This window comes from Clostridium tetani (assembly GCF_900167265.1).
Lineage (GTDB): Bacteria > Bacillota > Clostridia > Clostridiales > Clostridiaceae > Clostridium_G > Clostridium_G tetani.
The window spans coordinates 1-25,331 of sequence record NZ_FUWT01000010.1; the positions used below are offsets into that span (position 1 = coordinate 1).

The window sequence follows — 25,331 nt, forward strand, 5'->3', positions numbered from 1 at the left end:
ATCAAGGGGCACATTACACTAGTCCCATATTTCAGAAATTGCTTAAAAAATATAATATAAAACAATCTATGTCTAGACGAGGTAACTGCTGGGATAATGCTCCACAGGAGTCATTCTTTGGACATCTTAAGGATGAAACAAATATTAAAAATTGTAATACATTTGCTGAACTCTTGGAAGAAATTGATGAATATATGGATTATTATAATAATTATAGAGGTCAATGGAATTTAAAAAAGATGACTCCTGTAAAATACAGAAATCATCTTCTTAGTACCGCCTAGTCTTTTTTTAAACTGTCCTTGACAAAGGGTACATTTTAAAATAACTCCAACATAGTCTTTAAATTTATTTCAATGTATTCCAATGTATAAAAGCAACTTTTAATTTAGCATTAAATATTATATAATCCTTATAAGTTATAACTTGACAGTCCAAAAGTTTCTTTATGTTATCTATGGGAAGACTTTTTCCATATTCCTTCGTAAAGCTTTTATACAAATCTTCTTTATTATTATATTGTATAGGTTTTATAATATCTAAAAACTCTATATTGGAATCTATGCCTAATTCATATAAAATATTTTGTATATATATATAATCACTTTTGGTTTTTAGCCCTGGTTGCCCTAGTTTGCAAAAAATATTATGGAAGGGTGAACGCTGTAGTGTCCATACTATAACAACTTTTTCTTTAGCTAAATTATTCATTTTTATCAAAGAATCTTTTATATTCCACATACGATATATAGCATTTACATTAAAAATAGTATCAACTTTTTCAATAGAAGCATCTTCCCATTTAGAACAAATAGATTTAACATTTAAAATGTTATTTTTAGAAATTTTTTTATTAAGTATTTCTAACATATATTCTGAAGCATCAATGGCTAATATTTTCTTTGAATGATTTGACATTGGTAAAGTGAATTTTCCAGTTCCGGGACCTATTTCTGCTATGATTTTATCTCTTTCTATTATTTCCAGTAGTTTATCAAAAGCTTCTGGAGCATAGTCATATAAGGTTGGCTTATTATCATATTTAGGAGCAAAGTCTTTCCAGAAGTTTTTTTCTACATAAAAATCCATTGCTCTTTGAACATCATATCCACTTTTAGCTAATATTCCTTCTTGCCAAAGTTTTTCAAAGTCCAATCCGTAATTTTCTTTAGTATGTTGTATAAATGTACTTTTATTCATATTTAACACCCCTTACAAAAAGTTTATAACCGTCCTCATTATTCTAATCTCTAAATTTTTTAAAGGTATGAATTAACTTTTTAGTATACTCTTCTTGAGGATTATTATATATATCATAATTTTTACCTATTTCAATAATTTTACCTTTATCCATTACTGCTATTTCATCACAAAAAGCTGTAACTAAATCTAAATCGTGGGATATAAATAAGTAGGTTATATTAAATTCCTTTTGAATTTTCTTTAATAGCTGAATGATTTGAGCTTGTACAGAAACATCTAGCATAGAAGTTGGTTCATCTAAAACTATAAACTTTGGCTTTAATAGTAAAACGCGAAGAATAGCTATTCTTTGAATTTGTCCTCCACTTATTTGATGAGGATATCTATTTAAGATTTCATCACTTAAATTAACATAGTCTAAGTATTTTTTTATTTTTTTAATAGCTTCATTTTTATCCATTAAATTATGAATCAAAATAGGCTCTAATAAACTAAATAGTATAGTTTTACTAGGATTTAAAGATGTATCAGGATGTTGAAATATTATTTGCATATCTTTTCTTAAATTTATCATGTTCTTTGGAGAGTAATTTGTTATATCTTTTTTATTAAAATATATTTCTCCATTATCACAGGAAAGAAGTTTAAGAATTATTCTTCCTAAAGTGGATTTTCCACAACCACTTTCTCCAATGAGGCCAAGAGTAATTCCTTTTTTTATATGTAAAGATACATTATCTAAAACTAAGGACTTATTCTTTATAAAACCATTTCTGCTAAAGCTTTTAGTTAGGTTATTTACTTTTATCAAACAAAAAACACCTCACTTTAGAGCCATTTTCTAGTGTATAAAAATCAGGTTTTTTTAATGAACAAATAGGTATTTTATTAGAACATCTTTGAGAAAACTTACAACCTATAGGAGGGTTAATAAGACTAGGAGAAGAACCCTTCATAGGTTGTAATCCTTTATGAGGTTGTGAAAATACAAGTCCCTTTGTATAAGGATGCTTAGAGTTTTCTAAAACATCATAAGCTTTTCCAATTTCAACTATGTCACCGCCATACATAACTGCTATATTATCGCATAAATTCTTAGAAAGCATTAAATCATGAGTAATTAAAAGCATGCCACAATTACGACTATTAGTTATTTTATGTAAAGTTTCATAGACTTGACCTCGAACTATAGCATCAAGTCCTTTTGTAGGTTCATCTGCAATAATCCAATTGGGATTACAATATATACCCATAGAAGCCAAAGCTCTTTGTTTCATACCACCGCTAAGTTCAAATGGGTAAGAGTCTGCAACCTTTGAAGGATTAGAGAGAAATAATTCTTTTAACAAATTAACTACTTTAATTTTACAATCCTTTTTATTATTATTTTCTCCTTCACATATTTGTTTTCCAACCTTCATTATTGGGTTTAAAGCGGTACTAGGATTTTGAGGAATTAATGCAATATCAACTCCTCTTAAATTTCTCATATCATTTATATTTAATGATAATAAGTTGGTGTTTTTATACAATATTTCCCCAGAAATAATTGCACTATTAGATAATAAACCTAATATAGATAATCCTAGTACAGACTTTCCACTACCTGTCTCACCAATGAGACCTAATACTTTTCCCATATTTATTTTAAGAGAGATATTATCTACAGCCCGTACATTTCCTTCTTTAGTAGGAAATTCTACTTTTAAATTTTTTATTTCTATATCCATATTCATAAAATTACCTCATTTATATATATTGATTATAAATATCTTTTCCTTTGTCCAAGTAATCTCTTATAAAATCTCCAATTATATTAATGCTTAAACTTAAAAGCATAATAAAAGCACCAGGAGCTATCATTAGCATAGGATGGCTAATATAATAGGTTTTAGCGTCATTTATCATTATTCCCCAATCAGGAGTAGGAGGTTGTAGTCCCAATCCTAAAAAGCTAAGACTTGCTATGGACAATATAACTTTACCTATTCTTACTGTGAATAAAACTATAAAAGGACCTATTATATTTGGAATTATATGATGTATTATTATGTAAAAATCCATAGCTCCAATAGCCCTAGCACCTTCAATGTAATCTTCTTCACGTATACTTAAGACTTCACTTCTAACTATTCTAGAAAAACCAGCCCAAGATGTAATTACAACGGACAATAATATGCTTTTTATACCAGGGCCCATTATACCTATTATGGCAATCATAAAACTCATGGAAGGTATGGATTGTAGGATATTTACTATTATCTGTATAAAGGAATCTAACTTACCACCATAATAACCTGATAGTAATCCAATTATAAAACCTAAAATCATAGTTATTATTGAAGCTACAACAGATAATAAAATAGAACTTCGTCCACCATAAAGTAATCTACTAAATACATCTCTACCTAAGGCATCTGTACCTAATAAGTGTTCTCTAGAGGCAGGCAATAGTGTGTTTGCCATATCAACTTTTATAGGATCGTATGGAGAAATTAATGGAGCAAATATACTTAAAAATAGAATTGTACCTAAGGTAATAACAGCAAATTTATGTATTTTCATATTAAGATTCACCTCCAAGCCTTATTTTAGGGTTTAAAACAAGGTAGGATAAATCTATTATTAAATTAAAGATTATATAGATAATGCCTGTAAAAAGAACATAGCCTTGAATTACAGGATAATCTCTATTAAATATTCCATTAATAGCAAAGCTACCCATACCAGGAATGGCAAATATGGTTTCAATTACAGCAGTACCTCCAAGGATTCCTGCAAAATAATTACCTATAAGTGTTATTACTGGTAATAGGGAATTTAAGAAAGCATGTTTTATAACTATGGTTTTAGAAGAAAGTCCCTTTGATTCTGCGGTTATTATGTAATTTTTATTAAGTTCCTTTAAAACAGTAGCTCTTGTAAGTCTCATTATTACTCCTATGGTTCCTGATGCTAATATAAAAGAGGGCATAATAAGATTTTTAAATCCTTCTACACCATTGGTTGGGAGAATTTTAAGTTTTTCTGAAAATATGGTTATTAAAATAAATGCAAACCAAAATCCTGGAATGGAAATAAAAATTAATGCTATAATTCTTCCTACATTATCAATGTGACTATTATTTTTTACTGCCATAATAATTCCCAAGGGTATACCCAATAGTGCAGCAATAGTTACTGCAAATATAGATATTAAAAAGGTTATAGGAATTCTCTTAACTAATTCATCAAATACAGGTTGGTCCGTTATATAAGATTTTCCAAGATCACACTTTATAGCTTTTTTAGCCCATCTTCCATATTGAGTTAATATTGGATCATTTAAGCCCATATCTTCCCTTAAGGTATAGATTTCTTCTTTAGTAGGCTGACTTATAGAGTCTTTAGTAAGAATTTGAAGCGCCGGATCTCCCGGTGCTAATATTCCTAACATAAAGGATATAAGTGAAACACCTATAAGTACAGGAATTGCATGAATTAATTTTTTAAATAAATACTTTAAGGATTCTTTCATTTATTTACTCCATTGAAGTTCTGGAAGAGTGGTTCCATATATAAATGCATTGTGTCCAGTAACTTCTTTATTAGATACAATTAAATTCATTTCACTAAATAGAGGTATTGTAGAAGGATCTTTAGCTGATATACTTTGAAGTTCGTCATATATAGCAGCTCTTTTTTCAATATCCAAAGTTTCATCTAATTTATTCATAAGATTATCAACTTTATCATTCTTATATCCAAAATGATAATTTTTATTTGTAGAACCATTACTTCTCATGTAGTTATCAAACATAGTGTATGGTTCCATATTTGGTAGACCTTGAATATGCATTTGTAAGTTGAAGTCTCCTTTGTTTCTTATTTGATTGAAAGTAGCAAAGTCATATATGTTTATATTTACATTTAGTCCTAATTCTTTTAGTACAGATTGTATGTATTGAGCTTCTTCTTTATAAGGATATTTCTTAGTAAATTCAGAAGGAATAATCATAGTAACATTTGTATTTTTACCTTTTAATACTTCTGAAGCTAATTTTTTTGCTTTTTCTAAATTATATTCAGGTTTCATTTCCTTATAAAATGGTGATACATGGTTTAAAAGATTTTGTGTAGGATTACCAAATCCTTTATAGAATTTATCAACTATTAAATTTCTGTCTATAGCTAGACTTACAGCCTCTTTCATTTTAGGGTCATTAAATGGAAATTTAGTTCCATTAAGAGAAAGAAAATGATTAATAGTGGACTTTTCTATAGAACTTTCAAATTTAGAATCCTTTAATAATTCCTCTGCTAAATTTGGAGTTATTGCTCCTAAGTCTAAAACACCCATAACTTCTCCAGCTTTTAGAGCAGAGTATCTTGTTTGTCCTTCAGGAATTGTTTTTATTCTTATCTTTTTAGATTTTGCTTTTTCACCCCAATAATTATCAAAAGCTTCTAATAAACAATAGGAATTTTTTTTAGATTCTATTAGTTTAAAAGGACCTGTTGCATTAGGCTTATCGACTATAAAGTTTCCATCTTTTCCAAAGTCATTTGGATGGAATATAGGGCTTCCAAAGTTAACCATATTGTAAGCTAGTGTAGGTATAGGTTTTTTAAAGTTTAATTTAACTGTGTAATCATCTGTTTTTACACAATCTATTAACCCTGGATATATCTTGTCCACTTTAAAAGTATAGAAATTAGATTTACCATTCTTAAGCTTTTTATACCTATCAAAGTTAGCAACTACTATATCTGCATTGAATTTTTCACCATTATGGAAAGTTACTCCTTCTTGAAGTTTAAAAGTCCATTCTTTAGCATCCTTTGACATTTCCCAGGACTTAGCTAGTTTAGGCGTGGGCTCACCTTTTTTATTCATAGAAACAAGTGGCTCCCAAACATAGGATAGAACATTAGCAAAATGTACATTTTCTTTTCCTGGGGCTACATCTCTAGGAGATGCCAGTACTATTTCTTTGTTACTATCAGTTTTTGTAGTATCTTTTTCAGATTTAGTTCCACAACCTGATAAGGCAATAGATGATACCATTACAAGTGCTAATAATTTATTAAATATATTTTTTTTATTAAATGATCGCTTTAACATAGAAAACCTCCAAGTTTATTTTTAAAATAAAAAAATCTTCTCCATAAAGAGAAGATAGCTCTACTGATTAATAAACATTATACTTATCAATAAAAATAGACACCTCCTCATCCGCGTGAGCAAATTGTATAAGTTTTTATGGTAGGTCTCCTGACTTGAGATCATAGTACATCATTGCCTTCCCATTGATAAACAACAGTGGCATATAATGATATACTCTCTCTTACAGTGGCGGGACCGTGCTGGATTTACACCAAGCTTCCCTTTTACGTAATGTGAAATTACACCATAAAAATTCATAATATGACATTATTTTTAGATAATTATAGCATGTTATGAAGGGGAATACAATTGTATTTAATAAATAGCGGTTTAGATAATGGTTACATACAACTCCACAAAAATATAGTAGAACATTGATACGTATAAAATGGTAACATATAATTAGAGGTAGAATAGGAAGGGGATATTTATGGTAAACAATAATTTAAATAAAATAAGCATAATAAAAGGAGACATTACTAAAGAAAGTGTAGATGCTATTGTTAATGCTGCCAATAGTGTATTACTTGGTGGCGGTGGGGTAGATGGAGCCATACATAGAGCAGGAGGTAGTGAAATTCTTAAAGAATGTAAAGAAATTATAAATAAAATAGGAAAATTAGAAACAGGAAAGGCAGTTATAACATCAGGAGGAAAGTTAAAGGCAAAATACGTTATACATGCAGTAGGTCCTATATGGCAAGGTGGAAGTTGTAATGAAGAAACTTTATTAGCAAATTGCTATATAAATAGTTTAAATTTAGCGCAAGAAAAAGATATTAAAACTATAGCATTTCCCAATATAAGTACAGGAGTATATGGATTTCCACAGGACTTGGCAGTTAAAATAGTATTTAAAACTATGAAAGAGAACATAGAAAAGTATAAAGATATAAAAGAAATTAAATTTGTTTGTTTTGATGATTGGAATTATAGGTTGTATTTGAAGACGTTTCATTTTATGGTTAATTTTTTAATAAATACTGTAGGATTCATAATGTTTGGAATGATATAAACAGAGCTCTTGGTTTTAAACTAAATCTCAACTAAAAATCTATTGAAGGTTTAGTTATTTTTTTATATAAATTGTAGATGTATATCCAAAATAAAGGACATATACCATATAAAGACGAATATATCAATATATACAAGATAAATAAGTTTTTGGGGGGATAGTTTTATGTATAATGAGGTTTGGCAAAAATATAAAAAAGGATTTAAATTTATATTACCATTTATTTTATTACAAGTAATCTTTGAAGGTGTGGGATTTAGACGTACTGGAGATTCCAACATTGACACATACACGCTTATTAAGGAAATAGGAACTAGTATGGCAAACTCCATAGGATTAGAAAATGCAATAGCAAATAGTACCATATGGCTTGTATTTTTCTTGTTTGTGTCATCATTATTTTATATTTTTTTAATAGTAGTTATAAAATCTATAGTAAATCAAAGACCTATAAATTACAAAGAGAACTTTGAAGAAAGTATAGATTATTTTACAAGATACTTTGGAGTTAATATAATAATGACTATCATATTAGCAATAGTAACACTTGTAAGTGGAATTTTTATAATATCCCCATATACAGTTCTTATATCCCCAATTCTTATAGTATCTATGGATACATTATTGAAACCCTGTGGAGCATATTTAGTATACTATAATTCAAGTATAGATGAAGCTTTATCAGATGGAGTAAAACTAGGAAAAGATTATTTTTGGAGAATAATATTTTTAAGCTTTATAATAACTTTTATAAATATACTAACCAATGCATCAACAAATCTTAATATCATAACATATTCATTAATGGATCTTTTAAAAGTAAGTATTAAATTCTATATACTTATGTTTTCTATGTATATTTGTAAAAGAGAAGATGTATTAAATAGAAAAAAGTAAATCAAAAAAATATGGAAGTAAATCAGGTAATAAAATATTGGAATTATAATATAAATGCATTAAAACTAGCTTAATTTTAGCCTAGTTTTTCTCTGTTTAAAAAATACAAAGATAACTTTAATTTTGAGTTTTAGTTGCAAATTAGTATCATTAGTGATATAGTTAGTTATACATGTAACTAACCAACTAACTAAAAATTAGAAAAGATTAAAGACTAATATAATTAAATAATTTATAGGAGGTTTAATTTTATGTATAAAGAAGTTTGGAATAAGTATATTAAAGGATTCAAATTCTTACTGCCATTTATTTTAGTACAAATACTTTTTAAAAGTACTGGTTTAAATTTAGCATTTACTGATTATGATTTATTTGGAAAAGGAGGAAGTCTAATAGAAAACTTATCAATATTTAATCAATTAATAATAGATAATATAATACCAATATCATTAGAACTATTTATAGGAGCTATATTTTACTCATTTTTAATGATAACTATAAAGTCATTATTAAATGAAAAAAATATAAGCTATGGTGAAGATTTCAAAGAAAGTATAGGTTTTTATTTAAGATATTTGGTATTAAATATAATTATTTCTGCAATATCAATGGTGCTGATATTTTTAGGATTTTGGACTATACTCATACCATTTATGGTTATTCTAATGATTTATTTTAATATAATATTAACACCATGCGAAGCATATTTAGTATATTACAATACAAGTGTAGGAGAATCCTTAAAAAAAGGAATAGAACTTGGTAAAAAGTATTCAGGAGAAATAATATTAATAGGTATTGTAACAGGTATTATGCTAGGTGTTATGGGAGGTATAATGTCAACATTAAATATAACTCCAAAAACTAATTTTATTGCCTATATATTTATAAGCTTTATAAGTACAAATATACAAGTCTATTTTTATATGTTCGTTATGTCTATTTGTAAAAGAGAAGAAAAAGCGGAAGAGAAAACATTAGAATTAGAATATTAATTTATTGATATAATGGGACGGATAGTGAAAATTTGTAATTTCTATTAAGAATTTTCATTATCTGTATCATTATATATAGTATTAAATTAGCTTTATATATGGGAAGTATTTTACCATATATAGTATAATAAATACATATTATATAAATATATTTAAAGGAGTTTGATACTATATGGAATACATATCTATAGGTTTAATAATTGCTTTGCTGACTATTATTAATATAAATAGTAGCATATTACAACGTGACCAAAAACGGATAGAATCAAAATTAGATAGAATTATGGAGCATCTTGGATTACCTGAATTATCTAGAAGATCTATAAGTGATGAACTGAAAAATGAATTAATAGAACTTGTTAGGGAAAATAAAAAAATTAAGGCAATAAAAAAGTTAAGAGATGCTACAGGAATGGGACTAAAGGAAGCAAAGGATTATGTTGATAGTTTAGACTATGCTTTATATAAATAAAAATATTCATTACTATTTACTAAATAAAAAATTATATTGTACTTAGAGGAATATACTAAATATATACAACAATAATTAAAAATTATTTAGGAGGATTGGTATGTACGAAGAAACTTGGAAAAATTATAAAGAAAGCTTTAATTTCATATTACCGTTTATTTTAGTAAAGGTAGCATTTGAAATTATTGTGTTCATACTTACTGAAAGTATGATCTTTGATAAATTTACTTTCATGAGACAGGAAGAAATTTTAACAGGAAATTTTGGAGTTAATAGTTCCATTGTAGCTAAATATGCAATACAAATAATATTTAATTTATTTATAGTATCTTTATTTGAAGTATTTTTAATAGTAATTATGAAGGCATTTTTAAATAAAGATGATATAAATTATAAGGAAAAATTTAAAGAAAGTTTAGGATTTTATTTAAGGTACCTGGGATTAAGCATAATTATATATGCTATTATATTAGGGGTTACACTTTTAAGCATTTTTGCTTTTAGAGTACCATTTATAGCCCTTTTAACAATAGGACTAGCGTTATATTTTGAAATAGTCTTAATGCCATGTAAATCTTATTTAGTATACCATGATACAACTCCAGAAATTGCCCTAGAAAAGGGAAAAGAAATTGGTAAAAAATATCTTTGGAAAATACTATTATTTATATTAGTAATAGGTATAATAGGAGCTTTAGTAGATGTATATGAAAACATTAATATTTATATATACTCATTATATGATTTTGTAAAAGTAAATGCAGAAATATTTCTAATAATGTTTATGCTTACTATTTGTAAAAAGGAGGATAAAAAAGAAGAGATAGTAGTAGAAGAATATTAATAAAAGATCAGGAGAAATAATGGGGGAGAAAATGAAATTTAAAATAAGAGATGTAATACTGCATGGAAATAAAAATTTAAAAATATATATTCCTGAAAAGATACCTAAACAGCTTACAGCAGTAGACCCAATAGTTTGGGATAAAGCTATAATGGGAAATTCAATAGCCTATGAATTTTTAAGAAAAGTATTCATTCTAGCAGCAAATCTTAATTCACAAGAAATAATATATATAAAAACGAAACCTATAACTTCAAATGAATATAGAGATATATTTAAATATGGTATATTCGATATGGATATTGTACTAGTGAATTATTGTGGAACACAACTTAAACCAAAAGAAATATTAAAAGCTATTAAAATCAAAAGTATTCCTGTTGAATACAAAAAAGAAGTCATTATTGAAAATAATAATATAAAATACCCAGACCACTGGCGACTTGAAAAAAAATTAAGTACAAAGCGTATTAAAAATATTTTAATAATCTCAACTAATAGAGATGTATTTTTAAAATTTGCATGTGACCTTGAATATATGATAGGAATGGAAGATGATGAAGAATATAATTTTGATTATCATGTTCATGAGGATTTTATAGGTACATCAGAGTATAATGGATTTAATTTTTTATATTATCATAGGAAAGAAAATCTATAATTATTGAAAAATAGGGGACGGTTAATGAAAATCTATCATATATATTAAATGATAGATTTTCATTAACCGTCCCTAAAACATTATTAATTTTGGGAATTAATAATGTTTAAGATTTCTTCTCTTATTTCCATATATTTAGCAGAATATCTTACATTTTCATTATTTGTACCAGAAATTTCATAAGTAAATTCTGTATTAAACTCCTTAAGAATTTTGCCAGGTCTTTTAGATAGTACAATAATCCTTGTAGCAAGTGATAATGCTTCATCAACATCATGGGTAATAAGAAAAACTGTATTTTTTGTTTTAGTCCAGATTGTTCTTATTAAGGTTTGCATATTTTCTCTTGTTAGAGCATCTAATGCTCCAAAAGGTTCATCCATTAAAATCATTCTAGGTTTATTTACCAAAACCCTTGCAAGAGATGCCCTTTGTTTCATTCCCCCAGAAAGTTCATAGGGTTTAAGATTTTTAAAATCATTTAATCCAACAAGATCTAAATATTTATTTGTTAATTCTTCAATATCATTTTTAGGAAACTTTCTCATTTTTAAGCCAAAAGCAACATTATCATGAATATTTAGCCATGGATATAAGGTAGGGCTTTGAAAAACAACACCTCTATGCCAGTTAGGTTCATTAATAATTTGTCCATCCATTGCAGCCGTACCATCTGATGGTTTAAGAAATCCTGCAATAATTTTTAACAATGTACTTTTACCACAGCCTGATGGACCAAGTACACATATAAATTCCCCTTCATTAATGTCTAAATTTATGTTTTGAAGGGCAGAAACATCGCCTTTTTCGCCGGAATAACTTAAATTAATATCTTTCAACGATACAACATAATCTTTTTTATCATTTAATATCTCATTCATGTAAAATTCTCCGTTCCTATTATATTGCTTTAAACTTTATTGAATTAATACAAAAATTTATTTCAAAGCATTTTCTATATATGATGGATTTACAGCTTTTTCAAAAGTAGATAATTCTGGTTTAGTCATAAGGCTCTTTTGTTCATATAAAAAATCAGCTATGTCTTTTAATGAATTTACTAAATTGCCTTTCTTATCCTTTGTTCCAAAATAAGCAGAATCTAATTGTTGTTCAGCAGTAAGCCAAATTGAACCTTGCATTTGTTTTAATGCGTCTTCTTCTGTAATATGTAGAGCATTTGCAATTGTTTTAGTGGCCTCAGACTGATTTTCATTATAAAGTTTAATAGATTTATTAACAGCTTTAATATATTTTGTTACAATATCTGGATACTTTTCAGCAAATTCTCTTCTAACAATTTCTACATTAGATGTAACGATGCCTTTTTTAGTTAAATCCTTACTGGAAACTAAAACTTTACCCTCTTTTAAAAGGTCAGAAAGGGTAGGTTCCCATGCATAAGCTGCATCAATGTCGCCCCTTTTCCACGCTGCATATATATCAGACATTTGCATATCATATATTGTTACATCCTTTTGAGAAATATTATTTAATTCTAAAGCTTTTAACAAGCTATAATGTGCTGTAGTAGAAAATGGAGTGGCAATTTTTTTGCCTGTAATATCCTTTATAGAATTAATATTTGAATTAGTTTTAGCTACTAATCTTTCTGCATCACCAAGGACTTCATGTATCCAAATTACTTCTGCATCCATACCGCTTGCGATTCCAAGTGTTGCAGAAGCTGATCCAAGTAGGGCAAAATCAATATTCTTTGCAATCATTGCATTTCTTATATCACCGGCATTAAATTCAACAATATTAACTTTGATTCCAAGTTCCTCTTCGAAAAAACCCTTTGCTATAGCAATTTTCTCGTCATTAGGCATTTGTTGAGTACCTATATTTACTACCTTAGGTAGATTTGATGAAGCTTTATTTGCAGGTTCCTTTGAATTTTTACATCCTACAAATAATGTTGCTATTATAGTTAACATTATAACATTTGCTAATACCTTTTTAAATTTCATAATTATCCTCCTTAATTTAGTATATTGTATTTTTATTCCTTACCTTTCCAAGGAACAACTTTATTTTCAATAAATTGTATGCTTTTATCTAATAAAATACCTGTTATACCCATTATGATGATTCCTAAAAAAATGATATCACTTCTTAAATAACGACTTGCATCTAACACCATCCAACCTATACCAGATTTAGCTGCAACCATTTCAGCTGATACCAGTGTTGTATAAGCAACACCTAGAGCTGTTCTTAGTCCTGTAAATATATCAGGTAAACATGCTGGAAATATTACATAAATAAATACTTGCCATTTATTAGCACCTACTGTATAAGCACTATTTATATAATCTTCTTTTATTTTTATAACTGCTGATACGCATGAAATATAAATTGGAGCAAAGCAAGCTAAGAACAAAAGTGCGATTTTAGATTCATTTTCGATTCCTAACCATAAAACTAAAAGTGTATAATAAGCCAATGGTGGAAGTGGTCGATAAAATTCTATAATAGGTTCTAAAAGTGCTCTAATCTTTGAATTATATCCACTAGCAAGGCCTAGAGGAGTTGCAATGATAACAGCAGAGAAAAAAGCAACAACAAGTCTTTCTATACTTGCCCCTAAGTGTTGTAGCAATGTATAATTCTTATATCCATTTTGCATAATATCAACTAAAGCGGTCCATACTGATTTAGGAGAAGGTATCAATTTAGGATCAACCCATCCAAGTGTTGATGCCATAAACCATATCAGTAAAATAATAAGCACTGTACCAATAGTTAATATATTTTCAAATCTAGTTTTTTTATTCACAATGATACTTCCTTTCTAAATTCTAATATAAAAGAAGTTAGATACTTTTCTCTAACTCCTTTACTATGTAAAAATTATAATTTTGAGAATGGTTTTATTATATAAGGTTGACTGCTTGGCTTAAATTAATTTGTTAATTTTATCTCAATCTCCAAATTAATTATAGTACAATCCTATAGGTTTTTATATTAACTATTTGTTATGCTGTATAATAGATATTTATATTGAATTAATTTAGTTACATCAATATATCCAAATAAAAATAATTTGGGCAGGGTATACGAAAATTAATTTAATCTCCATACAACCTGCCCAGGTATTGTTTATTTTAAAGGATGAAATTTAATTGAACTAGATTCTATAGGTAAATAGTGTTTATTAGATATTATAGGAAATTTATTACCTTTATATAAAGTTTCTTGGATTAAGTAAAATTGATCTTCATGTGAAAGTTGATACTTTTTAGCAGCAAAGTTTCCTGAAGTAGAATATTTTAGTTCTAACAATATATCATCACATATTTCATAAATATCTTCTTCTAAAATCTTTAAAACTTTATCTTGATCATTTAAATCAATGTCTAAATTGGAAACAGTATCAATGGGAATTAAAGTAAAAGTATAAGCTATTGCCTTATCCTTAAATTTATACCATCTATCAATCAAAGCTACAGCGGTAGTTTTACGTCCAAAAGTTTGATCTATATAATCTGTTGAAGGCTCTATACGAATTGATATTTCCACAACATCAATTTTTTGATCTATACATTTATAAACAGGATGACCTATTTTTTCTAATCCAATTATCTTTTCATTTTTAGATTTTATTATAAAATTACCTTTTCCATGAATATTTTTTACTAATCCATCCTCTTGTAGTAGAGCTAGTGCTTGACGCAATGTAGTTCTACTAACACCTATCATTTTAGATAATTCAGGTTCTGATGGTAATCTGCTTCCTTTTACAAAGATTCCTTCATTTATCATTTTAAAGAGTTGGTTATATACAGTAACATATTTTAATTCTTTTGGTTTGTCCATTATATTAAAAACATTCATAAAAAACACCTTTCTATAAAAAATAAACTTGTCCAAACAAGTCCATTAATGAAATCGTTATATTCATTATAGCTTGATTATAATTCCATTTCAATGCATAAAAAGGTTTAGCAAATTCTCTTGACATGTAAACGATATGCATGATATTGTTTTAATACAGACAAGAATACAACTTGTTAGACAAGTTGCACATAAAATATTTTCGATGAAGCATTTGTGTAATCGTATTCCAATATTGTAGTAAATAATAATTATTATCCATAGGAGGTAAAAATGAATATAATTATAAATTTAGTAGGTGTAGTGGTATTATTAGGAATAATGTATTTATTGTCTTCTGATAGAAAGAGCATTCCCTATAAAACAGTGGCAAAAGCTATAGGAATACAGTTTATTATTGCATTTTTGCTAGTAAAGTTTCCAGCCGGAAGAAGTGGATTATTAAAGGTTTCTGATGCAGTTACGAAAGTTCTTGACTATGGTAAGGAAGGAATAGGATTTTTATTTGGTAGTCTTGGAGATGCTTCATATCCAACAGGTATGATATTTGCTATACAAGTATTAGGAAATATAGTTTTTATTTCAGCCTTAGTAGCAGCTCTATATTATTTAGGAGTATTGGGTTTCATAGTTAAAATCATAGGAAAAGTTATAGGTAAAATATTAGGTACAACACAGGTTGAAAGTTTTGTTGCTGTTGCTAATATGTTTTTAGGTCAAACTGAAAGTCCAATATTAATTAGTAAATATTTAAATAAAATGACAGATAGTGAAATTACAGTTGTGTTAATATCAGGTATGGGAAGTATGTCTGCCACTATAATAGGGGGATATACAGCCCTTGGAATTCCTATGGAATATTTATTAATAGCTAGTGCTATGGTACCAATGGGGAGTATTGCCATTGCAAAGATACTATTACCTGAAAAAGAAAAGGTTCAGACTATTGCAGATGTAAGTATGGATAATAAGGGAAATAATGAAAATCTTATAGGAGCTATTTCAGAAGGTGCCCTAAATGGTTTTCAAACAGCTGTAGCAATTGGTGCTTCATTACTTGCCATTATATCCTTAGTAGCATTAGTTAATGGAATGTTGGGAGTTTTCGGTATAACCTTACAACAAATCTTTTCTTATATATTTGCTCCATTTGGATTTTTTATGGGATTGAATGGCTCAGATATATTTACAGCAGGTCAATTATTAGGAAGTAAATTAATTTTAAATGAATTCGTTGCCTTCGAACAATTGGGAAAAATGTTTACAGCATTAAGCCATAGAACTGGATTAATACTTACTATATCACTTTGTGGTTTTGCTAATATTTCTAGTATGGGAATTTGTATTTCAGGTATTTCTACATTGTGCCCAGAAAAAAGAAACACACTTGCAAGACTAGCTTTTAAATCCATGATTGGTGGATTTGCAGTTAGTGTTTTAAGTGCAATGATTGTAGGATTAATTACATTAATATAAATTTAAATAACAAAATATATTTACAACTTAGGAGGGGAAATTATGAAAAAGTATAATAGAATTTTTACAATTGTAGTAGATTCACTTGGAATTGGAGAAACTGAAGATTCAAAAGAATATGGCGATATAGGTGTAGATACCTTAAGACATATATCAGAATCTGTAGAAAGCTTCAATATTCCTAACTTACAAAAACTAGGACTGGCTAATTTACATTCAATAAATCATGTGGAGCCAGTTGAAAAACCATTAGCTTATTTTATGAAAATGAAGGAAGCCAGTGTGGGAAAAGATACAATGACTGGTCATTGGGAAATGATGGGTCTTAAAATTGAAAAGCCTTTTCAAACATTTACAGATACAGGATTTCCTCAAGAATTATTAGATGAATTATCCAAGAGAACAGGTCGTAGCATTGTAGGAAATAAAAGTGCTAGTGGTACTGAAATTTTAGATGAACTTGGTGAACATCAAATAAAAACAGGTGATATGATTGTATATACTTCAGCAGACTCTGTTTTACAAATTTGTGGTCATGAAGAAAATGAAATCTTTGGATTAGATGAACTTTATCGTTGTTGTGAAATTGCAAGAGATTTAACCCTTAAAGATGAATGGAAAGTTGGAAGAGTTATAGCAAGACCATATGTGGGAATGAAAAAAGGAGAATTTAAGCGTACAAGTAATAGACATGATTATGCTCTAAAACCATATGGAACTACTGTTCTTAATACTTTAAAAGATAATGGATTAGATGTAATATCTGTTGGAAAAATAAAGGATATATTTGATGGCGAAGGTATAACAGAGTCAAATGCATCAAAGAGCTCTGTACATGGAATGGAACAAACCTTGGAAATAATGGATAAAGATTTTAAAGGAGTATGTTTTGTTAATTTAGTAGATTTTGACGCTTTATGGGGACATAGAAGAAATCCAATAGGTTATGCAGAAGAACTAGAAAAATTTGATGTTAACTTAGAAAAATTATTAAATAAATTAAAAGAAGATGATTTATTAATAATTACTGCGGATCATGGAAATGATCCAACTTATAAAGGTACTGATCATACTCGTGAATATGTTCCTTTTTTAGCATACTCACCTTCTATGACAGGAAATGGGTTAATGGAAACAAGTAATAGTTTTGCCACTATAGGAGCTACCATAGCAGAAAATTTTGAAATAGATATGCCTAAAAATACAATTGGACAATCAGTATTAGAAAAACTTCTTTAATACTTTACAAAATAACTATATGGAGGGTTTAAAATGAGTATTCATATTAATGCACCAGAAGGTGCCATTGCAGAAAGTATATTATTACCAGGAGATCCCCTAAGGGCTAAATTTATCGCAGATACATTTTTAGAAGATGTAGTTTGCTACAATGAAGTAAGAGGTATGTATGGATTTACAGGAACATATAAAGGTAAAAGAGTTTCAGTTCAAGGAACAGGAATGGGTATTCCATCAATGTCAATTTATGCTACTGAATTAATCGAAAGTTATGGAGTCAAAAATCTAATAAGAGTTGGGACTTGTGGAAGTTATGTAGAAAAAGTTAAGGTTAGAGATTTAATAATTGCCATGTCAGCTTGTACAAATTCAAACATTAATTTAGTACCATTCAAAGGAAGAACCTTTGCACCAACAGCAAGTTTTGATCTATTAAAACCAGCTTATGATATAGCAGTAGAAAAGGGATTTGAACCTAAAGTTGGAAGCATATATAGTTCAGATATATTCTATGATGATGACAAAGAAGATTGGAAAACATGGGCTAAATACGGATGTTTGGGAGTGGAAATGGAAACAGCAGCCCTATATACAATTGCAGCTAAATATGGAGTTAATGCTTTAACATTATTAACAGTAAGTGATCATTTTGTAACACATGAAGTTACAAGTGCTGAAGAAAGACAAACTACATTTAAAGCAATGATGGAAGTTGCCCTAGATACAATAGTAAATTTATAAAAAACAAAAAGCAGGGGACGGTTAATGAAAATTTATCATGTAATTGATAAATTTTCATTAACCGTCCCCTAATACTAATATTCAAATTCTTACGAAGATTAGTTAAAAATAGTATTGAAATGTATACTTAAAAGGTATATAATAAAAATAGATACTTAAGGTATATTTTCAATGATATCTCGAATATGGTAAATATTATAGTGAAATTAAAGGGGGTAAGTATATGTTTTTTAAGACTACAGGAGAACATGAAAATTTAAGAAGTAAAATTAGAGAATTTGCAGAAGAAGAAGTTAAACCTATAGCATTTATGTTGGATAAAGAAAATGAATTTCCAACAGAGGCTATTAAAAATCTAGCTAAAATGGGTATGATGGGAATTCCATATGCTAAAGAATATGGTGGAGCTGGTTTAGATGTAATAAGCTATGCAATTGCTGTTGAAGAATTATCTAGAGTAGATGGTGGTACAGGAGTAATTCTTTCAGCTCATACATCTTTAGGTGCATATCCAATTGCTGACTATGGAACAGAGGAACAAAAACAAAAATATTTAATTCCACTGGCAAAGGGAGAAAAACTTGGTGCATTTGGTCTAACAGAAGAAAATGCCGGTAGTGATGCTGGTGGTACAGAAACTACTGCTGTTTTAGAAGGAGGCCATTATATTCTAAATGGTAGTAAAATATTTATAACCAACGCAGGCAAGGCTGATATTTATATTATCTTTGCAGTTACTACACCAAATATTGGTACTCGTGGCATTAGTGCTTTTATTGTAGAGAAGGGCTGGGAAGGTTTTAGTTTTGGTCAACATTATGATAAATTGGGTATTCGTTCCTCTGCCACTGGAGAGTTAATTTTCAACAATGTTAAGGTACCTAAAGAAAATTTATTAGGAAAAGAAGGGGAAGGTTTTAAAATTGCCATGTCTACCTTAGATGGTGGTCGTATTGGTATTGCAGCTCAAGCTCTCGGCATTGCCCAAGGTGCTTATGAACATGCACTGGAGTATTCAAAAGAAAGAATTCAATTTGGCAAACCTATCTGTCAGCAACAGGTCATTGCTTTTAAATTAGCTGATATGGCAACAAAACTCAGGGCAGCTAGATTACTTATTTACAGTGCTGCAGAATTAAAGGAAAATAATGAACCTTATAGTATGGAATCAGCTATGGCAAAACAATATGCTTCTGATGTTTGTCTTGAAATTGTCAATGACGCTCTTCAAATATTTGGAGGAAATGGCTATCTAAAAGGTATGGAAGTTGAGCGTGCCTACAGAGATGCTAAAATTTGTACAATATATGAAGGAACTAATGAAATTCAACGTATTGTCATTGCTTCTCATATTATTGGTAAGGTGGCAAAACCTAATAAAACAGCTACAGTTTCTCAAGGTGGACCTGCTACAGGTTATCGTAAGAAAGTAATGTTCAATGAAGGAACTCCTAAAGAAAGAGTTGATGCCCTTGTAGAGGCTCTTAAGGCAGATGGTTATGATTTTACTGTTGGAATACCTTTAGATACTCCTATTAATAAAGCTGAAAGGGTAGTAAGTGTAGGACTAGGTATAGGAGAAAAAGAAAATATGAAACTTATAGAAGACTTGGCAGTTCAAGCTGGTGCAGCTATAGGTTCTTCTCGTCCCGTAGCTGAAACCTTAAGATATGTACCATTAAATCGTTATGTTGGTATGTCAGGTCAAAAATTTAACGGAAATCTTTACATTGCTTGTGGTATTTCAGGTGCAGGTCAGCATTTAAAAGGCATAAAGAATGCTACTACAATTGTTGCTATAAATATAGATCCTAACGCTAAAATTTTCAAAAATGCTGATTACGGCATAGTAGGAGATTTAATGGAAGTGTTACCATTACTTATTAAGGCTTTAGATAATGGAGAACCTAAAAAAGAGGCTCCACCAATGAAGAAAATGAAAAGAGCTGTTCCTAAAAAAATTGTTCCAAATTGGAAACATTATGTTTGTAATGGATGCGGTTATGAATACGATCCAGGTGAAGGTGATTCAGAAGGAGAAATACTTCCTGGTACACTATTTGAAGACTTACCTAATGAGTGGACATGTCCCGCTTGTGGTGAAGAAAAAGATGAATTTATAGAAGCTTAAAGGAGGATTGAACTCATGTATTGTGTTAGAAAAATAACTGAAGACCTTTATTGGGTTGGTGGCAACGACCGTCGCCTTGCCCTTTTTGAAAATATTCATCCCATTCCAAAGGGAGTTTCCTATAACTCTTATCTACTTTTAGATGAAAAAACTGTACTCTTTGATACTGTAGACTGGTCAATTTGTCGCCAGTTCATTGAAAATGTTAAAGGAGTTTTAGGGAACAAACCTTTAGATTATATGGTAATTAACCATGTAGAGCCAGATCATGCAGCATGTGTTGAAGAAATTATTCTTCGTTATCCTGATGTAAAAATTATATGTACTGAAAAAGCACTTATGTTTATGAATCAATTTGGTTTTAATATAGATGAAAAAGTAATAGAAGTTAAAGAAGGAGACACTATGTCCTTTGGAAAACACCAAGTAGTATTTGTGTCTGCTCCAATGGTGCATTGGCCAGAAGCTATGGTAACATATGACACTACTGAAGGCATACTATTTTCTGCCGATGCCTTTGGCTCTTTTGGTTCCTTAGATGGTAAGTTATTTAATGATGAGATAAACATTAACAGAGATTGGATTGATGAGGGAAGAAGATATTATACAAACATTGTAGGAAAGTATGGAGCTCATGTTCAATCTTTGTTAAAGAAAGCAGCAGATTTAGATATTAAAATTATTTGTCCATTACATGGACCAGTATGGCGTAATAATTTAGATTACTTACTTGATAAGTACGATAAGTGGAGTAGTTATGAACCTGAGGAAAAAGGTGTAATGATTGTTTATGCATCAATGTATGGAAATACAGAAGCTGCTGCCAACGATTTAGCAACAAGGCTAGTGGAAAAGGGAATGACCAATGTGGCTATGTATGATGTTTCAAAAACTCATGTATCTTATCTTATTTCTGAGACATTTAAATACAGTCATGTGGTTCTTGCTTCTGTAACTTACAATTTAAACATTTATCCGCCAATGTTTAATTATATTATGGATATGAAAGCATTAAATCTACAAAAGCGTACCTTTGCTCTCATTGAAAATGGATCCTGGGCCCCTCAATCAGGACAATTAATGTATAAGCTTTTAGATGAAATGAAAGAAATGACAATTTTAGATAATGAAATATCATTGAATTCTACTATAAAAAAAGATGACATGGATTCAATAGAAGAACTTGCCCAAAATATTATAGAATCAATGAATTAAATTTATAAAATATAATATAGAACCAACTTATGAATAAAATTTGTGAGTTGGTTCTTTTAATTTAGCATTTGACAATAATAGAAAATTATAAGTTAGCATATAATTCTGCCTATTAAGACAGCTAAAATATATGAAAGAATTAATAATACTAACAAGAAAAACTCACATGGAAATTATTATCGTAATATTTTCTGTGATTGTTTTTATATATATTATGTATGCCTATGCCAATACTTGGATTCATTATGTAATAGGGGTATTGGGGACTTTCGCATTTATAAGCACCTGTATTAAAGAAGGCATTTCCCAAAAAGGCTTTATATCAATGTATAAATATGAGATAAAAATATTATTTTAAATATGGTATAATTATATATATAAAAGTTTAAGGGGAGAATTAAAATGGAAAAAAGACAATACATTTGTCCAAAGTGCGGAAATAATGAATACGAATCGGATCAGTTTCAAGCAACAGGTGGAAACTTTGCAAAAATATTTGATATACAGAATAAGAAATTCATTACTATCAGTTGTAAGAGATGTGGGTATACAGAATTGTATAAAGGAGAGACTTCTGATGGGTGGAATATTTTAGATTTTCTAATAGGTAACTAATATGTCAGAATATATTTGCTTAATGTATATTATTATAACGTGTAAAAATTATATAATCAAATAATTTATTTAAAACACCGTATTATTCAATGTGAATATGCGGTATTTTTTATTTTGTAAAGGAGAAAGGAAGAATATCAGAAATACTTTATAAGGGAAAAGGTAAAATTCAATTGAAAAGAATTAATGAATATTGCTTTTTCCAATATTCATTATATTAGAACATCTGGAAAACCAGGTGTTTTCTATATTTCTTAAATTTATAAATCATTACATAGTGCTCCTCGGAATGTGTAATCTAAAAGAGAAAGGAGGAGTACTATGTCAAAGAAAGATTTATTATTAGACAAAATAGAAGAAGTTAGACACCTAATGAATCAACTTATAAATGAGAAAAATGAACTTCTTGACCCAAATGTTATACAATTAAGCCAAAAGTTGGACAAGTTGCTTAATGAGTATAACGATTTATTAAGAAAAAATGACTAAAACTAAGTAAGCTAGAAGAAAAGAAGCATCCAGTTTTCTGGGTGCTTTTTCTATTTTAAAATAGAATCTGAGAAGTGGAATAAATAAAAGAATACATATTATTTTGTAATTTAGCGGAGCTTATAAGTACGATAGTTATTACAAAGATAAGAAGGTTACTTAAAAATAATTATGTTAACTAAATTTAAAAGTAAACTAAAATATTAAAATAATTTATATAAACATCTTATTTTTCATCTTGAGGTATTTTGTAATAATATGTAGAAAAACATAAAATTTTATATAAATATAGGAACAAATTAAAGAGTAGGTGCATAAGATAAAAGTAAACACCATTAATACAGAAGAACAGTTACAAAAAGTTGGTGTTATTTATGCGTTAAAAATGAAAAGAGGTGAACAATTAATGGAGATAGATAATATTAATATAGAAGAATTAATAGAAATGAAGGAAGCTATTGAGAGCAGCGATAGAAGAAAAGACAAGCACCATAAATGTCCAAACTGTGGTAAAGTTAATATATATGCTAAGAATGTTTATCTAAATATAAATTGCTGTTGCCATAAACGTTAATCTAACTATATTTTAAATAATTTATTTGGAGGGCTGTGGCATTAAGAATAAATACTACAATATATTGTATGTAAGTTCCGTAGTGCGACAGCCTATCTTTTTTTATTTTTATACATTATTTATACCAAAAATATATTTCTCATAGAATGATGGTAATAATTATGAAAAAGTTTCTGACAGAAATATAATTACGGAATATATACAAAAGTACCAATTACATGAAATGTTTAAAACGAATATTTTAGAGCATATGGAACTTGTTAGCTATATCACTTCGGAATTATATAGAAATCTATCAAAAAAATAATTGATAAATGATTTCAATTGAAAAATATTATTGACTAATAAAAGACAAGGTGATATTATAAAATAGTCTTAATACTTATAAGTAATCTTTGTTAGATGAAAACAATTAGCAATAACAAATATAGATGGTTTAGATACTTTAAATATTAATAAAACAAACAAAGTTAAAAAGCTAAGTAAAAAGTTAAAAAGACTTCAAAGACAATGTTCAAAAAAATATATTATAAATAAGAAGGGGGAGAGTTATCAAAAAACTAGGAACATTGCAAAACTTGAAAAGAAGATTAAAAAGCTTCATAGTAAACTTAAAAATATTAGATTAAATCATATACATAAGACTACTTCTAAGATGGTGAAAGCCAAACCAGATAGGATAGTTATGGAGGATTTAAAAGTATCTAATATAATGAAAAATAAACACTTATCAAAGGCAATAGCAAAGCCTATGGAGTGTTACACAAATGAAAGTAGACTTGGTAAAATCGGATACTATGAAGTAGGAAAGAAACAAAAGTTATAGATTTTTATAATCTTTTTAGAGGGTTTTATAGACTTTTGGTAACGGATTAAAATGATACTTATTATATCACTATTATTTTCAGTAATATTTTATTCAACATTAAGCGCACAGATAAAGAAAAATTCATGGATTTTTTATTGCTTAATGATTATACTCACAGTGTTTGTAATCTATTATTATAATGTTAAAATGTATGAAATATATCCAAAATGGATTACAACCTATCTTGTAGGACCTTTTAAAAGGGGAGCTTTTTCAACAGCAACATTTATTATCGTTATGTTTCTAGGAGCAATTAGAAAAAACAACACAATAGTAAAAAGATTGTTTAGTATAAGAGGAGAAATATCTATAATAGCGTGTATTTCAACTATAGGGCATAATATAGTTTACGGGTTACACTATTTCCCAAAATTATTTTTAAATCCAAGTTCCTTAAGTAGAACACATATTATAGCTGTATCATTGACTATCATTATGATATCAATTATGGTACCACTTTTTATAACCTCTTTTAAATGTGTAAGAAGTAAAATGAAAGCATATACATGGAAAAAGGTTCAAAGATTAGCTTATCCATTCTTTGCTATGATATATATTCATGTAATGGTATTGTACTCTGCAAAAATTCATAAACACTGGATTGATATTATAATTTATACTTTGATTTTTGGAACTTACGCAGTATTAAGAATCAAAAAATACATAATGGATAGAAAAAGAAAATCAGCAGTACGCTTATCTATTTAATATAAACAGGGTTCTAGTCTTTAGAGGGAGTTTTTACTCACTCTAAAGACTAGAAATCGTTATCCAGGTACGTAGCCGTTTTTCACTTCCACTTTGAAGAAGGTGGGAGTAAAAAACGGCTATGTCATTGGATAAATCTTTATTTGTAAACTAATATATATACTTAGGTTAATAATTAAATAAATATAATGGGTTTCATATA

At 28.5% G+C, this 25,331-nt stretch carries 27 protein-coding genes and 1 riboswitch; of the genes, 17 read left to right on the forward strand and 10 right to left on the reverse strand.

Annotation, left to right across the window (positions count from 1 at the left end):
* Positions 1-284: IS3 family transposase (locus B5D21_RS08515; RefSeq protein WP_143323997.1), on the forward strand; the 284-nt coding region annotated here is incomplete at its 5' end.
* Between the two features lie 64 nt (positions 285-348).
* Here B5D21_RS08515 and B5D21_RS08520 read toward each other — a convergent pair.
* Genes B5D21_RS08520 through B5D21_RS08545 form a run of 6 tightly spaced genes read right to left on the reverse strand, consistent with a single transcriptional unit; the run spans position 349 to position 6,307 of the window.
* A complete protein-coding gene (locus B5D21_RS08520; protein ID WP_035109778.1) occupies positions 349-1,200 on the reverse strand; it encodes a class I SAM-dependent methyltransferase in 852 nt (283 codons plus the stop codon).
* 43 nt (positions 1,201-1,243) lie between these two features.
* Positions 1,244-2,014: an ABC transporter ATP-binding protein gene (locus B5D21_RS08525; RefSeq protein ID WP_011099625.1), complete on the reverse strand. Its 771-nt coding sequence runs from the start codon at positions 2,012-2,014 to the stop codon at positions 1,244-1,246.
* Complete coding sequence (locus tag B5D21_RS08530) at positions 1,998-2,939, reverse strand: ABC transporter ATP-binding protein (protein ID WP_011099624.1); 942 nt, start codon at positions 2,937-2,939, stop codon at positions 1,998-2,000. Before B5D21_RS08530 ends, B5D21_RS08525 begins: the two co-directional genes overlap by 17 nt.
* Before the next feature lie 13 nt (positions 2,940-2,952).
* Entirely contained in the window at positions 2,953-3,768 is an 816-nt protein-coding gene (locus tag B5D21_RS08535) for an ABC transporter permease (protein ID WP_035109782.1), read from the reverse strand.
* Between the two features lies 1 nt (position 3,769).
* Positions 3,770-4,720 (reverse strand): nickel ABC transporter permease, encoded by a 951-nt coding sequence (gene nikB, locus B5D21_RS08540; RefSeq protein ID WP_011099622.1) that lies wholly within the window; start codon positions 4,718-4,720, stop codon positions 3,770-3,772.
* Positions 4,721-6,307, reverse strand: a complete 1,587-nt coding sequence (locus B5D21_RS08545; protein ID WP_011099621.1) for an ABC transporter substrate-binding protein — start codon at positions 6,305-6,307, stop codon at positions 4,721-4,723.
* Positions 6,308-6,430: 123 nt separating this feature from the next.
* Positions 6,431-6,613: riboswitch (cobalamin riboswitch) on the reverse strand.
* 166 nt (positions 6,614-6,779) lie between these two features.
* Here B5D21_RS08545 and B5D21_RS08550 point away from each other — a divergent pair.
* From B5D21_RS08550 to B5D21_RS08575, 6 genes are all read left to right on the forward strand, one after another.
* A complete protein-coding gene (locus tag B5D21_RS08550; protein ID WP_011099620.1) occupies positions 6,780-7,364 on the forward strand; it encodes an ADP-ribose-binding protein in 585 nt (194 codons plus the stop codon).
* Between the two features lie 165 nt (positions 7,365-7,529).
* Complete coding sequence (locus B5D21_RS08555; RefSeq protein WP_011099619.1) at positions 7,530-8,261, forward strand: hypothetical protein; 732 nt, start codon at positions 7,530-7,532, stop codon at positions 8,259-8,261.
* Positions 8,262-8,512: 251 nt separating this feature from the next.
* Positions 8,513-9,256 carry a hypothetical protein gene (locus tag B5D21_RS08560; RefSeq protein ID WP_011099618.1) on the forward strand — a complete coding sequence of 248 codons (744 nt, stop codon included), beginning with the start codon at positions 8,513-8,515 and terminating at the stop codon, positions 9,254-9,256.
* A gap of 172 nt (positions 9,257-9,428) precedes the next feature.
* Positions 9,429-9,728, forward strand: coding sequence for a ribosomal protein L7/L12 (locus tag B5D21_RS08565; RefSeq protein WP_035124836.1), 300 nt, complete (start codon positions 9,429-9,431; stop codon positions 9,726-9,728).
* A gap of 100 nt (positions 9,729-9,828) precedes the next feature.
* Complete coding sequence (locus B5D21_RS08570) at positions 9,829-10,572, forward strand: hypothetical protein (RefSeq protein WP_011099617.1); 744 nt, start codon at positions 9,829-9,831, stop codon at positions 10,570-10,572.
* A 31-nt stretch (positions 10,573-10,603) separates the two neighbouring features.
* The gene (locus B5D21_RS08575; RefSeq protein WP_035124924.1) at positions 10,604-11,233 is read left to right on the forward strand and encodes a hypothetical protein; all 630 of its coding nucleotides are present in this window, start codon (positions 10,604-10,606) and stop codon (positions 11,231-11,233) included.
* Positions 11,234-11,316: 83 nt separating this feature from the next.
* On the opposite strand, the gene B5D21_RS08580 is transcribed toward B5D21_RS08575, so the two are convergent.
* The 4 genes from B5D21_RS08580 to B5D21_RS08595 all read right to left on the reverse strand — a co-directional run bounded on the left by B5D21_RS08580 (position 11,317) and on the right by B5D21_RS08595 (position 15,073).
* Positions 11,317-12,114, reverse strand: a complete 798-nt coding sequence (locus B5D21_RS08580) for an ABC transporter ATP-binding protein (protein ID WP_011099615.1) — start codon at positions 12,112-12,114, stop codon at positions 11,317-11,319.
* Positions 12,115-12,171: 57 nt separating this feature from the next.
* Entirely contained in the window at positions 12,172-13,206 is a 1,035-nt protein-coding gene (locus B5D21_RS08585) for a taurine ABC transporter substrate-binding protein (protein WP_011099614.1), read from the reverse strand.
* Between the two features lie 32 nt (positions 13,207-13,238).
* Positions 13,239-14,015 (reverse strand): ABC transporter permease, encoded by a 777-nt coding sequence (locus B5D21_RS08590; RefSeq protein WP_011099613.1) that lies wholly within the window; start codon positions 14,013-14,015, stop codon positions 13,239-13,241.
* Positions 14,016-14,338: 323 nt separating this feature from the next.
* A complete protein-coding gene (locus B5D21_RS08595; protein WP_035109796.1) occupies positions 14,339-15,073 on the reverse strand; it encodes a GntR family transcriptional regulator in 735 nt (244 codons plus the stop codon).
* Positions 15,074-15,346: 273 nt separating this feature from the next.
* On the opposite strand from B5D21_RS08595, the gene B5D21_RS08600 reads away from it, so the two are divergent.
* From B5D21_RS08600 to B5D21_RS08645, 10 genes are all read left to right on the forward strand, one after another.
* On the forward strand, positions 15,347-16,549 hold the full coding sequence (locus tag B5D21_RS08600; RefSeq protein WP_011099611.1) for a NupC/NupG family nucleoside CNT transporter: 1,203 nt from the start codon (positions 15,347-15,349) through the stop codon (positions 16,547-16,549).
* A gap of 42 nt (positions 16,550-16,591) precedes the next feature.
* On the forward strand, positions 16,592-17,788 hold the full coding sequence (locus B5D21_RS08605) for a phosphopentomutase (protein WP_011099610.1): 1,197 nt from the start codon (positions 16,592-16,594) through the stop codon (positions 17,786-17,788).
* 33 nt (positions 17,789-17,821) lie between these two features.
* Positions 17,822-18,529 (forward strand): purine-nucleoside phosphorylase, encoded by a 708-nt coding sequence (deoD, locus tag B5D21_RS08610; protein WP_011099609.1) that lies wholly within the window; start codon positions 17,822-17,824, stop codon positions 18,527-18,529.
* Between the two features lie 223 nt (positions 18,530-18,752).
* The gene (locus B5D21_RS08615; RefSeq protein WP_011099608.1) at positions 18,753-20,660 is read left to right on the forward strand and encodes an acyl-CoA dehydrogenase family protein; all 1,908 of its coding nucleotides are present in this window, start codon (positions 18,753-18,755) and stop codon (positions 20,658-20,660) included.
* A gap of 15 nt (positions 20,661-20,675) precedes the next feature.
* On the forward strand, positions 20,676-21,875 hold the full coding sequence (locus B5D21_RS08620) for an FprA family A-type flavoprotein (RefSeq protein WP_011099607.1): 1,200 nt from the start codon (positions 20,676-20,678) through the stop codon (positions 21,873-21,875).
* 402 nt (positions 21,876-22,277) lie between these two features.
* The gene (locus tag B5D21_RS08625; protein ID WP_023438304.1) at positions 22,278-22,490 is read left to right on the forward strand and encodes a zinc ribbon domain-containing protein; all 213 of its coding nucleotides are present in this window, start codon (positions 22,278-22,280) and stop codon (positions 22,488-22,490) included.
* Positions 22,491-22,811: 321 nt separating this feature from the next.
* Entirely contained in the window at positions 22,812-22,979 is a 168-nt protein-coding gene (locus B5D21_RS08630; RefSeq protein WP_035109802.1) for an aspartyl-phosphate phosphatase Spo0E family protein, read from the forward strand.
* Positions 22,980-23,289: 310 nt separating this feature from the next.
* Positions 23,290-23,553, forward strand: coding sequence for a hypothetical protein (locus B5D21_RS08635; protein ID WP_035109803.1), 264 nt, complete (start codon positions 23,290-23,292; stop codon positions 23,551-23,553).
* A gap of 655 nt (positions 23,554-24,208) precedes the next feature.
* Positions 24,209-24,379, forward strand: coding sequence for a hypothetical protein (locus B5D21_RS14495; protein WP_317722889.1), 171 nt, complete (start codon positions 24,209-24,211; stop codon positions 24,377-24,379).
* Between the two features lie 189 nt (positions 24,380-24,568).
* Positions 24,569-25,129 carry a ferric reductase-like transmembrane domain-containing protein gene (locus tag B5D21_RS08645; RefSeq protein WP_197538928.1) on the forward strand — a complete coding sequence of 187 codons (561 nt, stop codon included), beginning with the start codon at positions 24,569-24,571 and terminating at the stop codon, positions 25,127-25,129.
* Positions 25,130-25,331 lie beyond the last annotated feature (202 nt).

Excerpts from the sequence above, each read along its gene's own strand:
- B5D21_RS14495 (WP_317722889.1), top strand. The coding sequence starts at position 24,209 with ATGGTGAAAGCCAAACCAGATAGGATAGTTATGGAGGATTTAAAAGTA.
- B5D21_RS08600 (WP_011099611.1), top strand. The coding sequence starts at position 15,347 with ATGAATATAATTATAAATTTAGTAGGTGTAGTGGTATTATTAGGAATA.
- B5D21_RS08570 (WP_011099617.1), top strand. The coding sequence starts at position 9,829 with ATGTACGAAGAAACTTGGAAAAATTATAAAGAAAGCTTTAATTTCATA.
- B5D21_RS08580 (WP_011099615.1), bottom strand. The coding sequence starts at position 12,114 with ATGAATGAGATATTAAATGATAAAAAAGATTATGTTGTATCGTTGAAA.
- B5D21_RS08535 (WP_035109782.1), bottom strand. The coding sequence starts at position 3,768 with ATGAAAATACATAAATTTGCTGTTATTACCTTAGGTACAATTCTATTT.
- B5D21_RS08595 (WP_035109796.1), bottom strand. The coding sequence starts at position 15,073 with ATGAATGTTTTTAATATAATGGACAAACCAAAAGAATTAAAATATGTT.
- B5D21_RS08605 (WP_011099610.1), top strand. The coding sequence starts at position 16,592 with ATGAAAAAGTATAATAGAATTTTTACAATTGTAGTAGATTCACTTGGA.
- B5D21_RS08645 (WP_197538928.1), top strand. The coding sequence starts at position 24,569 with ATGTATGAAATATATCCAAAATGGATTACAACCTATCTTGTAGGACCT.
- B5D21_RS08615 (WP_011099608.1), top strand. The coding sequence starts at position 18,753 with ATGTTTTTTAAGACTACAGGAGAACATGAAAATTTAAGAAGTAAAATT.
- B5D21_RS08575 (WP_035124924.1), top strand. The coding sequence starts at position 10,604 with ATGAAATTTAAAATAAGAGATGTAATACTGCATGGAAATAAAAATTTA.
- nikB (WP_011099622.1), bottom strand. The coding sequence starts at position 4,720 with ATGAAAGAATCCTTAAAGTATTTATTTAAAAAATTAATTCATGCAATT.
- B5D21_RS08530 (WP_011099624.1), bottom strand. The coding sequence starts at position 2,939 with ATGAATATGGATATAGAAATAAAAAATTTAAAAGTAGAATTTCCTACT.
- B5D21_RS08585 (WP_011099614.1), bottom strand. The coding sequence starts at position 13,206 with ATGAAATTTAAAAAGGTATTAGCAAATGTTATAATGTTAACTATAATA.
- B5D21_RS08620 (WP_011099607.1), top strand. The coding sequence starts at position 20,676 with ATGTATTGTGTTAGAAAAATAACTGAAGACCTTTATTGGGTTGGTGGC.
- B5D21_RS08555 (WP_011099619.1), top strand. The coding sequence starts at position 7,530 with ATGTATAATGAGGTTTGGCAAAAATATAAAAAAGGATTTAAATTTATA.
- B5D21_RS08630 (WP_035109802.1), top strand. The coding sequence starts at position 22,812 with ATGTCAAAGAAAGATTTATTATTAGACAAAATAGAAGAAGTTAGACAC.
- B5D21_RS08625 (WP_023438304.1), top strand. The coding sequence starts at position 22,278 with ATGGAAAAAAGACAATACATTTGTCCAAAGTGCGGAAATAATGAATAC.
- B5D21_RS08520 (WP_035109778.1), bottom strand. The coding sequence starts at position 1,200 with ATGAATAAAAGTACATTTATACAACATACTAAAGAAAATTACGGATTG.
- B5D21_RS08560 (WP_011099618.1), top strand. The coding sequence starts at position 8,513 with ATGTATAAAGAAGTTTGGAATAAGTATATTAAAGGATTCAAATTCTTA.
- B5D21_RS08565 (WP_035124836.1), top strand. The coding sequence starts at position 9,429 with ATGGAATACATATCTATAGGTTTAATAATTGCTTTGCTGACTATTATT.
- B5D21_RS08545 (WP_011099621.1), bottom strand. The coding sequence starts at position 6,307 with ATGTTAAAGCGATCATTTAATAAAAAAAATATATTTAATAAATTATTA.
- deoD (WP_011099609.1), top strand. The coding sequence starts at position 17,822 with ATGAGTATTCATATTAATGCACCAGAAGGTGCCATTGCAGAAAGTATA.
- B5D21_RS08550 (WP_011099620.1), top strand. The coding sequence starts at position 6,780 with ATGGTAAACAATAATTTAAATAAAATAAGCATAATAAAAGGAGACATT.